This window comes from Actinomycetospora atypica (assembly GCF_042653685.1).
GTDB classification, from domain to species: Bacteria; Actinomycetota; Actinomycetes; order Mycobacteriales; family Pseudonocardiaceae; genus Actinomycetospora; species Actinomycetospora atypica.
In genome coordinates this window covers 112,623-124,861 of the sequence record NZ_JBHSIV010000009.1, presented here as the reverse complement: position 1 = coordinate 124,861, position 12,239 = coordinate 112,623, and the positions used below count along the sequence as shown (strand labels likewise).

Genomic DNA, 12,239 nt, shown 5'->3' with positions numbered 1-12,239 from the left:
GCGAGTCTGAGAACCCGGGGGCCCGGGGCGCGGTGATCGACCGGGATCGGTCGGTGACGGGCGGGTGGCTGGGCCGTTCGCCGGAGCGGCTCTCAGGTTGGGAGCCAGCACTGGCTCAGTGCTGACACCTGACGTCAGAACGGCGCCACTCGCACATCCACGGCAGGATGCGCACCCGTGACGTCCCGCTCCCAGAAGTTCGACCGCGCCCGTGAGGCCGCCGTGGTGCCCGCGGCGTTCGACCAGGACGCCACGTCCTACGACCGCCTGGTCGGTGCCAACCCCGGCTACCTCGACCACCTGCGCCTGTCCGCGGAGCGCCTCGCGCTGCCCGGGCGGGGCAAGGGCCTGCGGCTGCTCGACATCGGCTGCGGCACCGGCCTGTCGACCCGGGCGCTCGTCGAGACCTACCCGGAGGCCGAGATCGTCGCGGCGGACGCGTCGGCCGAGATGCTCGCGCAGGCCCGGGCGAAGGCGTGGCCGGAGAACGTCCGCTTCGTGCACTCGCGCGCCGAGGAGCTCGCCGCGCACGGCGTGGCCGGCCCGTTCGACGGCATCCTCGCGGCCTACCTGCTGCGCAACCTGCCCGACATCGACGCCGGGGTGGCCGACCTGCGCGACCTCCTCGCGCCCGGGGCGCCGCTGGCGCTGCACGAGTACTCGGTGGCCGACTCCCCGCGCGCGAGGGCCACGTGGACCGCCGTGTGCTGGGCGATCATCATCCCGTTCGGGTGGCGGGTCACCGGCGACGCGTCGCTCTACCGCTACCTGTGGAAGTCGGTCCTGCACTTCGACGGGATCGAGCGGCTCTCGGGCCGGCTGCGCGCGGCCGGGTTCGACGGCGTGCGCGTCGAGCCGGTCGACGGCTGGCAGCGCGGGATCGTGCACACCGTCCTGGGGCTGCGCCCGGTGTAGCTACGGCTGCAGGCGCCGGCGGCGCACCGCGTAGGTGCGCTCCGCGTACTCGATGTCGTCGACCCACAGCCGCCTGGCCGCGAACTCCATGAGCGGGCGGACGAGGCGCTGGGCCTTCTTCGCGTGCACGAAGCCCTCGCGCTGCGAGTGGGCCAGGACGGCCTCGGTGACGAGGGTGCGGGCCCGTCCGTCGGGGTGCGGGGCCAGCGGGGTCGCGTGGGTCTCGACGACGCTGCCCGCCCCCTCGCCGCGGGTGATGTGCATGACGATCGTCCGCGGGTCGGGGCAGGTGAAGCGGGCCTCGACGGGGATGCCCCAGGTGCGGGTGAGCCGGAAGGCCACGTGCAGGTCGAAGTGGTCCTCGTCCTCGGAGGCCGTCCGCCCCGGCGCCGAGTCGACGCGGAGGTCGGCGAACGAGTGCGGGTGGAACCACGCGCCGTGCCACGGGTCGAGCCGGTTGGCGAGGACGTCGTCGGGCTCGCACGTGCCGACCATCGACGCGACCGCGACCAGGCTCTCGGTGTGCGGCGGGCGCACCGGCAGGATCGGCGCGTCGGTCGGCTCCTCCCCGCCCACCGCGTCGAGGCGGACCCAGGCGAGGACGCCGTCGTCGTGGGCGGGCATCGTGCGCCAGCCCGCGCGGCCGGCCGGGCCGAGCGCGAGACCGTGCCAGCGGCAGATCAGCTCGCAGCCCGACTGCTGCGCGGTCGACATGTCGGCGCCGAGGTGCGGGCAGGCGCCGGGACCGGCGTGCAGCCCGCCGTCGGGGGCGCGCCACACGACGAGCTCGACGCCCGCGACCGTGGTGCCGAACGGCGTGCCCACGCGGACGTCGCGGGAGGGGGCGACGACGAACCAGTTGCCCGAGGCGCGCGCCTTCGCCCGCTCGAGGGCGGCGTTGATGATCCCCGGCTTCGCGTCGCGCCAGGTCGGCTCCATGGCCTCCCAGCGTTCACCGGACAGACGGCGTAGCGGGTTCGCCGGGTTGCGGGCCTCGGGGCGCTTCTCGAGCACGGTCGCGACGCTAGGACGGGGCGGGTGTCGCTGCAGTGGGGCGGCGCGCTCTGTGGCCGGATGCACGTCCCGCTGCGACGAACGTGTCCCGGTGTGCCCGATCGGGTGGTGTCAGCACTGCGGCCATGCTGACACTGGACGACACAATCGCCGCCGTCACGACGGCAGGTCGCGCTCCCACGGGCACGACAGGCACCGCGGGCCGCCGCGTCCCGACCCCAGTTCGAACCCCTCGATCGTCACGACCTCGATCCCCGCGTCGCGCATCCGCTCGTTCGTCGTGGTGTTGCGCTCGTAGGCGACGACCAGGCCGGGGGCGAGCGCGAGGGTGTTGTTGCCGTCGTCCCACTGCTCGCGCTCGGCCGCGACGCCGGCCGGCCCGGTGTCGAGGGCGCGGAGCTCGTCGATCCCCATGGCCCGGGCCGCGGCGGGCCGGAACGGCTCGGGGCCCGAGATGTGCAGGCCCGGGGTGATCGTCCAGGCCTCGAGCCCGTCGAGGACGTCGGGGAACACCACCATCGCGTCGACGTCGACCATCGTCGCGACCGTGTCGAGGTGCATCGTCGCGCGCCGCTGGGTGATCGGGACCGCGAGGACGGTGTGCGCCAGGCCGTCGGCGAACATCGCGCGGGCGAAGGACTCCGCGCCGGCCGGGCTCGTCCGCTCGCCGACCCCGATCGCCAGCACCCCGGGCGCCAGCAGCAGGACGTCCCCGCCCTCGACCGGCGACGGGTCGCGGGGGTCGGTGTGGGCGACGCCGCCGAGGGCCGGGCGCCCGGCGTGCGCGAGGGCCACCAGCGAGGCCTCCCGGCGGCGGGCCGGCATCCCCATCACCGCCGCCACCACGCGCTCGCCCACCCGCATCGACGAGTCGCGGGTGAACATGAGGTTGGGCAGCGGGTCGACGGCGAAGTCGTCCGCGCCGTGCATCCGGCGCACCAGCGAGTTCTCCCCGTCGCCGAGCTCGCGGAAGGTCAGCCCGCCGGTCAGCGCGTCGGCCAGCTCGGCCGGGCCCAGCCCCGCGAGCTGCCCGCGCACGGCCGCGCCCAGCTCCCGGCCGAGGACCCGCTCGTCGACGGCGTCGTCGATGCCCGCGGTGCGCGCGGCGTCGTCGTGCAGGGCCTCGACGAGGAGGTCGGTGAGCAGCAGGACCTCCACGCCGTGGGAGCGCAGGGTCGCGGCGAACCGGTCGTGCTCGAGCTGGGCCCGCTCGACCCACGGGATGCCGTCGAACAGCAGCCGGTCGGCGTTGCGGGGGGTGAGCCGCTGCAGCTCGGGCCCCGGGCGGTGCAGCACGACGGTGCGCAGCGGGCCGACCTCGGTGTCCACGCGGGGCGTCATGGGCGTCGACCCTAGATCGGCGGTGTCCCATTCCTGCCGTCGACGGTGTGCCGATCCTGCCGTCCAGTGTCAGCGACGTGCCATCGCTGACACTCAGGGACCAGGCAGGAACGACACCCGACCCGCCAGCAGCGCCGACCCCACGAACGCCACGACGTCGATCAGGGCGTGCGCCCCGACGAGTGGCCAGAGCCGGCCGGTGCGCTGCCAGTAGCGGCCGAACACCAGCCCCATGACGAGGTTGCCGACCCCGCCGCCGAAGCCCTGGTAGAGGTGGTAGCTCCCCCGCAGCAGCGCCGCGACCAGCAGCGAGCGGTTCTCGGTCAGTCCCAGCCGGCGCAGCGCCGAGAGCAGCCACCCGACGACGAGCACCTCCTCGGCCCACGAGTTCGCCAGCGCCGAGAGGACGAGCACCGGCAGGCGCCACCAGTGGTCGTCGAGCACCGAGGGCACCACGGTGAGGTTGAGCCCGATCGCGCGCGTCACCAGGTAGAAGGCCAGCCCGGGGATACCGATGAGCGCCGCGAGGCCGCAGGCGCGCAGCAGGTCCCGGCCGGGGGAGCGCCCGTCGAGCCCGACCCCGCGCGGCCCCGACCCGGCGCGCAGCAGCAGGTAGAGCCCCAGTCCGCCCCAGGCGACGAGCTGCAGGGACGAGGCCAGCTGCGCGGCGAGGTCGACCCAGGCGTCGGTGGCGAGCGGCCGGTCGATCGAGACCTGGCGCTGGGAGAGCGGGGTCGGCGCCGCGAGGGAGTCGAGCAGCGAGATCAGCGAGCGCAGCCCGGACAGGCCCAGCGTCACGGTCGCGACGACGAGGATCTCGGTCACGACGAGGCGCCGCTCGCGCCCGGTCACGACCTCGACGTCGGGCCGCGGCGGGGCGAGCCACGCGCGCAGGGTGCTCATCGTCGGGTCACCCTAGGGCCGGGCCGTACCTCCCGCGGTTGTGACGTCCAGTGTCAGCATGGCCGCAGTGCTGACACGACGCGGTGCACACCGCACTCGTCGGTAGCCTCGGGGACGTGGGACAGGTCCTCCGCGTGCTCGCCACCCCGAGGTGGGTCGGCTGGACCGTGCTGGCCGTCTGCGCGGTGATCGTCTGCGGCGGGATGGCCTACTGGCAGCTGATCCGCGCGGAGTCCTCCACCGGGACGCTGCTCAACGCCGGGTACGCCCTGCAGTGGCCGCTGTTCGGGGTGTTCTTCGCCGCCCTGTGGTGGCGGATGCTGCACTCCGAGGCGAACATCCTCGCCGAGATCCGGGCCGAGGACGTTCCCGACGACGCCGCGGAGCTCGCCCCGGAGCCGGCCGCCGACGGGCCGACCCCCTTCACCCCCCGCCCCGCCGGGATGGAGCCCGGCGCCGGGCAGGGCCGCGCCGCGAAGGGCCGGGCGCGTGAGGACTACAACGCCATGCTCGCCGAGCTGAACCGACGCGAGGCCACCGACACCAGGCCCGACACCAGCACCGACCGGGAGATCCCGTGACCGCAGCACCGACCACCGAGCTGTCCCCGAAGGTCGTCGCCGCGATGAAGCGCTACCGCGTCGGGGCCTACGTGGTGGGCGTCGGGCTCCTGGTGCTCGTGCTCGTCGCGATGCCGCTGAAGTACCTCGCCGACCAGCCGCTGCTCGTCGCGGTGGTCGGCCCCATCCACGGCTTCCTCTACATGGCCTACCTGGCGCTGACCGCCGACCTCGCGGTCAAGGGCCGGTGGGCGGTCGCGAAGGTCGTCGGCGTCGCCCTCGCGGGCACCATCCCGTTCGTGTCGTTCATCGCCGAGCGCAAGGTCACCGCCCCCCTGCGCCGGCGCCCCACCACGTAGGTCAGCGCCCCACCACGTAGTCAGCGCCCCACGGCGTAGTCCCCGTCCGGCGCGGCCCCGAGGCCCGCGAGGCGGCGCACCTCGGTGCCGAGCACCCGGGGGCACGTCACCGGGGAGGCGAAGCCGAGCCGGACGTCGTGGTCGCCCCGGTCGGTCTCCACGCGCAGCCGCAGGCCGAGCCGGTCGACGGCGAGCGGGACGAGGGTGTGCTCCGGGCGCCGCAGCGTCGCGGGCAGGTGGCGGGCGAGGCCCGCGACCAGCGAGGAGTGGGCGCGGGCCAGGTGGGCGAGCCAGGCGTCCCCGCACTCGGTGAACGGGTCGGCCGGCGCCGCAGCGACCTCGGCCGGGGTGAACGAGCCGGTGCCCTCGGCGTCGGAGAGCACCACCGAGGCCGGGTCGAGGCGCAGCAGGACGTCGGAATGCCCCACGTCGAGGAGGCGCTCGTCGGGGGCGTCGGCGGCGATCCGCAGGGCCGCCCGGCGGGCCACGCGGGTCGGCAGCACGCGGACCCGCCCGCAGACCCAGACGAGGCCGCGCACGGGCTGGCGCAGCGGCAGGGGGGCGGAGTCGGTGAGCTCGAGCATCACCGGCAGGTACTCCCGGGTGCGCGTCCGCGCGACCAGCGGGTGGTCGGCCGCGATCTGCAGGGTCGCCGCCCCGGAGGCGGGCACGTGGTGCAGCGTCGGGGTCACCCGCAGCACGTCGCCGGAGTCGCGGTCGTCGCGGTCGTCGGGGTCGCCGGTGATGAGGGCCGCCGCCCCCGCCCGGACCGCGGTGGCCCGGGCGCGCTCGGCCGGGCTGGGGACGGGCGGTTGGTGCGGGCAGCTCCTGGCCAAGACGCACTCCTCATGACAGACCGACGCGGGTTAGGTGAGCCTAACCGAACCAGCTGCCTCCGGGGCAAGCCCTCGACCGCCCGGTGCGGGAGACGGCCCTCCTCGCCCGCTACCGTTCCCCTCGTGTCCACCGTCCCCCAGGCCGGTGGGGCACCGGTCGACGGTGTGCCCCCGCTGCTCGCGCGCATCCTCGACGACGCCGCCCTCGTCTCGCCGGGGCCGCGGCGGGAGATGACCGACGCGGTCGGGGCCTACCTCGACGCCCGCGGCGGCGAGCACGGCGAGCTGGTCGGGGCGCTCGTGGTCCCCGTGTCCCGGCTGCAGGAGTTCGTGGCCGACCTGGTCCGCCGCCGCCCGCCGGAGCCCCTGCCGATCGCCCTCTCGGTCGACACCGGGCTCGGCGGCGTGCCGAAGGCGCTGTCGCTGACCTCGGCGCGGGCCGCCCTGCTCGCCACCGGCACGGTCGAGATGCCCGCGCCCCACGACGTCGACTCCGTCTGGCTCGAGCGGGTCACCGAGTTCGTGCCCGACGACGTCGTCGCCGTCGTGGAGCCCCGCCGCCCCGACGCCGACGGCTCGGACGACTGGATCGACGGCGTGAAGCGGGTGGTGGGCCACGGCTGCCGCCCGAAGCTGCGCTGCGGCGGCGACCGGGCCGGCGCCTTCCCCGGGGTCACCGACGTGTCCCGGTTCCTCGCGGTGGTCGCGGCGTCGGGCCGGTCGTTCACCGCGAGCATCGGGCTGCAGTCGGCCGTGCGCCACACCGACCCCGCGACCGGCTTCGCCCACCACGGCTGGCTGAACCTGCTCGTGGCCGTGACCCGGGCGCTGCGCTCGGTCCCGGAGACGACGACGTCCGAGGGGGACACGGAGCGCCGCGGGGACGGACCGTACGAGGTCGACCCGGCCGACCTCGTCGACGCGGTCCGCGACGCCCTCGACGCCACCGACGCGACCGCGCTCGCCGGCGAGGTCGCGGCCGTCGACGAGGCCACCGCCCGCCGCGTCCGGGCCCACCTCTCGTCCTTCGGGTCCACCGCGCCCGCCGACCAGGGGGCCGAGATGGCCCGGCTGGGCCTGGTCTGAGACGTGGAGATCGCCTTCCTCGGCCCGTACGGGACGTTCTGCGAGCAGGCGCTGCGCTCGTTGCACCTCGACGCCGAGCTCCGCCCCGCGGCGAGCACCACCGCCGCCCTCGACGTCCTGCGCGCGGGCGAGGTCGACCTCGCGTGCGTGCCGATCGAGAGCTCGGTCGAGGGGGCCGTGCCCGCGACGATGGACGGCCTCGTCGAGAACCCGCCCCTGGTGATCGTCCGGGAGATCCTGCTGCCGGTGCGCTTCGCCGTGCTCGTGCGGCGCGGGACCACCGCGGAGTCCGTCGGCACCGTCGCCTCCCACCCGCACGGGGAGGCGCAGACCCGGCGCTGGCTCGCGGCGAACCTCCCGGGCGCCGAGGTGCGGATGACGCCCTCCACGGCGGCCGCGGCGGCCGCCGTCGCCGACGGGCAGGTCGACGCCGCGGTCTGCGCGGCCGTGGCGGCCCCGCACTACGACCTGGAGGTGCTGGTCGACGGGGTGCACGACACCGGCGACGCGGTGACCCGTTTCGTCGTCGTCGCCCGCGCCGGCGGCGTGCCCCCCGCCCCGACCGGGGCCGACCGCACGTCGATCGCCGCGACCACCGTCAACGAGCCCGGGTCGCTGCTCGCCCTGCTCACCGAGTTCGCGATCCGCGGCGTCGACCTCACCCGCATCGAGTCGCGGCCCTCGAAGGCCCGGCTGGGCACCTACTGGTTCTTCCTCGACGGCGCGGGGCACGTCGCGGAGGCCGCGATGGGGGAGGCGCTCGCCGCGCTGCACCGCCGGTGCACCGAGCTGCGCTACCTCGGCTCCTACCCGCGCGCGGAGGTGCCGGCCTCCTCGACCGCGCCGTCCCCGCCCGTCGGGGCCCCGGTTCCCGGGCAGGGCGCGGCGGACTACGAGGCCGCCGCGGCGTGGCTCGACGCACTGCGGGCCCCGGAACCGCCCGCGATCGGGTAAGGGTGGAGGGCGTGTTGCGACTGGTGCTGGCCCGCCACGGACAGACCCCGGCGAACGTCGCCCGGACCCTCGACACGGTGCTCCCCGGTCCGGGGCTCACCGACCTGGGCCGGCTGCAGGCCGAGGCGCTGGGCAAGGAACTGGCCCACGACGGCCCGGTGACCACCCTGGTGGCCTCCGAGGCCCGGCGCGCCCAGGAGACCGCGGGCATCGTCGGGACGGTCCTGGGCCTCGAGGTCGGCACCGTCGCCGGCGTGCACGAGGTGCAGGTCGGCGACCTGGAGGGGCTCTCTGACGAGGCCTCGGTGGGCGTCTTCCGTGACGTCTACGACGCGTGGCGCGACGGCGACCTCGACGCCCGCATGCCCGGCGGCGAGTCGGGGCGCGACGTCCTCGACCGCTACCTGCCCGCGCTCGACGAGCTCCGCGACCGCGCCCCGGAGGGCACCACCGTCCTGGTCAGCCACGGGGCGGTGCTGCGCCTCGTCGGGCACGCCCTGGCCGGGCCGGACGCCGACACCCCCGACGGCGACGACCACCTCGACAACTGCGGGCGCCTCGAGTTCGCCGCGACCCCCGACGGGTGGCGGCTGCTGGCGTGGCGCCGCGAGGCCCCGGGCGGGCTCGCCTCGTCCCACGACGCCACCGGCGGCGGCTGACCCCGGGCTCAGCCCCAGCCCAGCCGGTGCAGGGTCGCCTCGTCGATCCCGAAGTGGTGCGCGATCTCGTGCACGACGGTCACCGCGACCTCCTCGCGCAGGTCGTCCTCGTCCTCGCACATCGCCACCAGGGCGCCGCGGTAGAGGGTGATCCGGTCGGGCAGCACGCCGCCGTAGTCGCTGGTCCGCTCCGTGAGCGCGACGCCCTCGTAGAGCCCGAGCAGCTCCGGGTCGTCGGGATGGCGGTCGTCCACCAGGACGACGACGTTGTCCATCGCCCGCAGCAGCTCGGCCGGGAGCTCGTCGAGGGCCTCGCCCACGAGCTCCTCGAAGCGCTGCGGGTCGACCCCGTCCACTCAGTTCTCGGCGGCGGCGGGCGGCGGCGCGGTGCTCGGCACGGGCGACTGCTGCCCGCCGAGGCCCGGCAGGGGCAGCGGGACCGGGAGGTTCGGCTGCACGGGGAGCACCGGCGCGGCCGGGGCCGGGGCGTCAGTAGTGGGGGCGGCGGCCGACGACGAGGCCGGGGCCTCGGCGGGCGCCCCGGGCGGCGGCAGCGGGTCGGTGGTGGCCGGGGCCTCGCCGCCGATCGTCACGCCGTCCTTCACCGCGCCGGTGAGCGGGGCGAAGCCGGAGCCGTCGGCGAGCAGCGAGCCCATGTTGCAGCTGACCCGGCGCGTCCCCGCGTCCCAGGAGGCCTGGTTGACGTTCGTCCAGTAGACGGTGAGCTTCGAATCGGCGAGCTTCTGCGCGCCGACCGCCTCCTGGGCGACCCGGGTGCACTCGGGCTGCAGGAAGTTGTCCTGGTCGTCGACCGAGGGCAGCGCGTTCGCGAACTTCGTCCCCAGGTCGACGGTCCCGGCCACCTCGGCGGCGTGCGTCCGCGTGCACGACGACACCGGGTCGGAGACCTCCTTGCCCGCGAGCCCGAGGCAGGTGCCGGGCGCGAAGACGACGGCCTGGTCGGCGTCGGCGACCTTGCCGGTGGAGGAGAACAGCGCGCCGGAGCGGCCCGGGGCCTGCAGCCCGCAGCGGACGGTGCGGTCGCCGTCGTCCCACGCGGTCTGCGTCGGCTTGAGAGCGCCGACCTTGTAGCGGCCGGTGGGGTCGAGCGCCCGGCCCAGGTAGCCCTGGACCAGCGGGGCGCACTGCGTGGTCACGAGCTGCTGCCAGGCCTCGTCGGGCGGGAACGGGGCGCCCTCGGGCTGCACGGCCTGCACCGGGCCCGCGGTCTCGAACAGGTGCGGCTGGGCGCAGGCGACGCCGGAGACGTCCGAGCCGTCGGCCGCCGACCAGGTCAGGCAGGACCCGGGCGTGGTCGGCAGCTCGTCGCGGTCGGCGGCCGCGCCGGTGCTCGCGCCGCCGAGCAGGCCGCCGCCACCGCCGCTGGCGCCCTCGTCGGCGGTCAGGCCCAGGAAGCCCAGGTTGGTGCCGGTGGCCGCGAGCGCCGTCGCGGCGAGGAGCATGATCAGGGCACCGACGAGGACACCGACCACCCCGCGCCGCGCCAGCAGGCGCCGGCCGGCGTCCGGATCGTTGTCGTCGCGGCGTCCTCCCCCGGAGGACTGACGTTCCCGTACGAGCATGGTCCTGACATCATGCCGCGTGCCGGAACTCGTCCCTTGACGGGGGGACGACGGGACCGGTGGTGTCATGGAGGAGTGAGGGACCATGAGTGACGAGACGGGCGGGTCGCACCGCCGGCCCGATGCTGCCGACGGGGACGCCCCGACGCCGCCCGCGGGCACGCCGACGGAGTCCGGGGCCGGCTCCACCTCGCCCGAGTGGGCCCGGGGCAGCGACACCCCCGACGACCCGACGGTCCACCAGGACGCCGCCGAGGTCGAGAAGCGTCGCGGCGGCATCCGCTACCAGGACCCCGAGACCACGACGCCGCGCGAGCCCACGGTCGCCGAGAAGCGCGCGCGCAACGAGGCCGAGCGCCGCCGTCGGGCCCAGGAGGAGGCGGCCGCGGCCGCCGCGCAGCGCAAGTCCAAGACCCGCAAGCGCCTCCTGATCGGCGGCGGGGTCGCGGTCGGGATCGTCGCGGTCGTCGCGATCGCCTACGCCGCGTCCTCCGGCGACGACGAGACCACGGCCCAGTGCGTCGACCAGGCCGGCGTCGTCGTCCCCGACGAGCAGTGCTCGACCGGGGTGCAGCAGGGCGGCTACTACTCCGGCGGGACGTTCGTGCCGATCTTCCTCGGCGGGTTCGGCGGCGGGCAGTACCACTACAACTACGGCTCCAACGCGCCCGTCGGCAGCGTCGCGCGCGGCGGCACCGTCGCTCCGCCGGCCAGCGGGACGAGCCTGCGGGGCACCTCGGGCTCCAGCATCGGCAGCACGTCGTCGTCCGGGACGGTGAGCCGCGGCGGCCTCGGGGTCGGCGGGTCGTCCTCCGGCGGGTCCTCGTCCGGCGGCTCCAGCTCGTCGGGAAGCTAGGGGGATGCACCGGGAACGCTCGACCCCCCGCCCCGACTGGCGCCGCAAGACCGAGGAGCAGGGACTCGTCTTCGGCACGCCCGCCCCCGGCCGCAACGGCGTCCGCCCCTACTGGGACGAGTCGGTGCACTACGTGTTCGACATGGCCGAGGTCCTCTCGCTCGAGGCCGACGTCGAACTGCTGCACTCGATGTGTCTCGAGGCGGTCGACCACGTGGTCACCACCGAGCGGTTCCGCGACTTCGCCCTGCCCGAGTGGTGCTGGGAGCAGGTCGCGGCCTCGTGGAGGCGGCACGACCCGCACCTCTACGGCCGCTTCGACCTGCGCTACGACGGGTCGGGCCCGGCGAAGCTGCTCGAGTACAACGCCGACACCCCCACCTCGCTGCTCGAGGCGTCGATCTGCCAGTGGTACTGGCTCAAGGACGTCTTCCCCGACCAGGACCAGTGGAACTCGCTGCACGAGAAGCTCGTCGCGCAGTGGGGGGCGATCGCCGCGGACCTGCCGCGCAAGGAGGTCCACTTCTGCTGGTCGCAGGCCGAGACCACCGGCGAGGACCACGTCACCACCGCCTACCTGCAGGAGACCGCCGCCGAGGCGGGCCTCGACACGGTCGGCCTCGCGATCGAGCAGATCGGCTGGGACTCCGCCCTCGACCGGTTCGTCGACCTCGAGGAGGCGCCGATGAGCTGCGTCTCCAAGCTCTACCCGTGGGAGTGGATCCTCTCCGACGACTTCGGCAAGCACGTCACACGCAGCCTGCCCGAGACCCTGTGGGTCGAGCCGCTGTGGAAGTCGCTGCTGTCGAACAAGGCGATCCTCGCGGTGCTCTGGGAGATGTACCCCGGGCACCCGAACCTGCTCCCGGCCTCGCTCGGCGACCCCGGCTTCCTCACCGAGTACGTCCGCAAGCCGCTGCTGGGGCGCGAGGGCGCCAACGTGCAGATCGTCTCCGGGGCCGGTGAGCCCGTCGTCGAGACCGGCGGGGTCTACGGCGAGGAGGGCTACGTCTACCAGCTCTTCGACCCGCTGCCCGAGTTCGACGGCTACCGGCCCGCGCTCGGGGCGTGGATCGTGGGCGACGAGGCGGCCGGGCTCGGCATCCGCGAGACCCCCGGCCTCGTCACCGACAACGGGGCGTCGTTCGTGCCGCACCGGATCCCCGACTGACG

At 75.3% G+C, this 12,239-nt stretch carries 14 protein-coding genes; 8 read left to right on the top strand and 6 right to left on the bottom strand.

Annotated features, from left to right (window positions below):
* The first annotated feature begins 177 nt into the window (after positions 1-177).
* On the top strand, positions 178-915 hold the full coding sequence (locus ACFPBZ_RS11095; RefSeq protein ID WP_378036102.1) for a class I SAM-dependent methyltransferase: 738 nt from the start codon (positions 178-180) through the stop codon (positions 913-915).
* Here ACFPBZ_RS11095 and ACFPBZ_RS11090 read toward each other — a convergent pair whose 3' ends face one another.
* The 3 genes from ACFPBZ_RS11090 to ACFPBZ_RS11080 form a co-directional block, all read right to left on the bottom strand.
* A complete protein-coding gene (locus tag ACFPBZ_RS11090; RefSeq protein ID WP_378036168.1) occupies positions 916-1,854 on the bottom strand; it encodes a DUF5914 domain-containing protein in 939 nt (312 codons plus the stop codon).
* A 231-nt stretch (positions 1,855-2,085) separates the two neighbouring features.
* On the bottom strand, positions 2,086-3,270 hold the full coding sequence (locus ACFPBZ_RS11085) for an arginine deiminase (protein ID WP_378036101.1): 1,185 nt from the start codon (positions 3,268-3,270) through the stop codon (positions 2,086-2,088).
* Positions 3,271-3,363: 93 nt separating this feature from the next.
* Positions 3,364-4,173 carry a CPBP family intramembrane glutamic endopeptidase gene (locus ACFPBZ_RS11080; RefSeq protein WP_378036100.1) on the bottom strand — a complete coding sequence of 270 codons (810 nt, stop codon included), beginning with the start codon at positions 4,171-4,173 and terminating at the stop codon, positions 3,364-3,366.
* Positions 4,174-4,289: 116 nt separating this feature from the next.
* Here ACFPBZ_RS11080 and ACFPBZ_RS11075 point away from each other — a divergent pair, with 116 nt between their 5' ends.
* Both ACFPBZ_RS11075 and ACFPBZ_RS11070 read left to right on the top strand, forming a co-directional pair.
* Positions 4,290-4,754 carry a hypothetical protein gene (locus ACFPBZ_RS11075; protein WP_378036099.1) on the top strand — a complete coding sequence of 155 codons (465 nt, stop codon included), beginning with the start codon at positions 4,290-4,292 and terminating at the stop codon, positions 4,752-4,754.
* Complete coding sequence (locus ACFPBZ_RS11070; protein WP_378036098.1) at positions 4,751-5,092, top strand: DUF3817 domain-containing protein; 342 nt, start codon at positions 4,751-4,753, stop codon at positions 5,090-5,092. The genes ACFPBZ_RS11075 and ACFPBZ_RS11070 overlap by 4 nt, the downstream gene beginning before the upstream one ends.
* A 20-nt stretch (positions 5,093-5,112) precedes the next feature.
* Here the strand turns inward: ACFPBZ_RS11070 and ACFPBZ_RS11065 are convergent, their stop codons facing one another.
* Entirely contained in the window at positions 5,113-5,928 is an 816-nt protein-coding gene (locus ACFPBZ_RS11065) for a DUF2470 domain-containing protein (RefSeq protein WP_378036097.1), read from the bottom strand.
* Between the two features lie 123 nt (positions 5,929-6,051).
* Here ACFPBZ_RS11065 and ACFPBZ_RS11060 point away from each other — a divergent pair, with 123 nt between their 5' ends.
* The 3 genes from ACFPBZ_RS11060 to ACFPBZ_RS11050 are packed head-to-tail and all read left to right on the top strand — an operon-like array spanning position 6,052 to position 8,627.
* The gene (locus tag ACFPBZ_RS11060) at positions 6,052-7,014 is read left to right on the top strand and encodes a hypothetical protein (protein WP_378036096.1); all 963 of its coding nucleotides are present in this window, start codon (positions 6,052-6,054) and stop codon (positions 7,012-7,014) included.
* A 3-nt stretch (positions 7,015-7,017) separates the two neighbouring features.
* On the top strand, positions 7,018-7,968 hold the full coding sequence (gene pheA, locus ACFPBZ_RS11055; protein WP_378036095.1) for a prephenate dehydratase: 951 nt from the start codon (positions 7,018-7,020) through the stop codon (positions 7,966-7,968).
* An 11-nt stretch (positions 7,969-7,979) separates the two neighbouring features.
* Entirely contained in the window at positions 7,980-8,627 is a 648-nt protein-coding gene (locus ACFPBZ_RS11050) for a histidine phosphatase family protein (protein ID WP_378036094.1), read from the top strand.
* Between the two features lie 8 nt (positions 8,628-8,635).
* On the opposite strand, the gene ACFPBZ_RS11045 is transcribed toward ACFPBZ_RS11050, so the two are convergent.
* Together ACFPBZ_RS11045 and ACFPBZ_RS11040 are read right to left on the bottom strand one after the other, a co-directional pair.
* The gene (locus ACFPBZ_RS11045) at positions 8,636-8,983 is read right to left on the bottom strand and encodes a metallopeptidase family protein (RefSeq protein WP_378036093.1); all 348 of its coding nucleotides are present in this window, start codon (positions 8,981-8,983) and stop codon (positions 8,636-8,638) included.
* Positions 8,984-10,210: a septum formation family protein gene (locus tag ACFPBZ_RS11040; protein ID WP_378036092.1), complete on the bottom strand. Its 1,227-nt coding sequence runs from the start codon at positions 10,208-10,210 to the stop codon at positions 8,984-8,986.
* Positions 10,211-10,295: 85 nt separating this feature from the next.
* Here ACFPBZ_RS11040 and ACFPBZ_RS11035 point away from each other — a divergent pair, with 85 nt between their 5' ends.
* The gene (locus ACFPBZ_RS11035) at positions 10,296-11,066 is read left to right on the top strand and encodes a hypothetical protein (protein WP_378036091.1); all 771 of its coding nucleotides are present in this window, start codon (positions 10,296-10,298) and stop codon (positions 11,064-11,066) included.
* A 4-nt stretch (positions 11,067-11,070) separates the two neighbouring features.
* The gene (locus ACFPBZ_RS11030) at positions 11,071-12,237 is read left to right on the top strand and encodes a glutathionylspermidine synthase family protein (RefSeq protein ID WP_378036090.1); all 1,167 of its coding nucleotides are present in this window, start codon (positions 11,071-11,073) and stop codon (positions 12,235-12,237) included.
* The last annotated feature ends 2 nt before the right edge of the window (positions 12,238-12,239 follow it).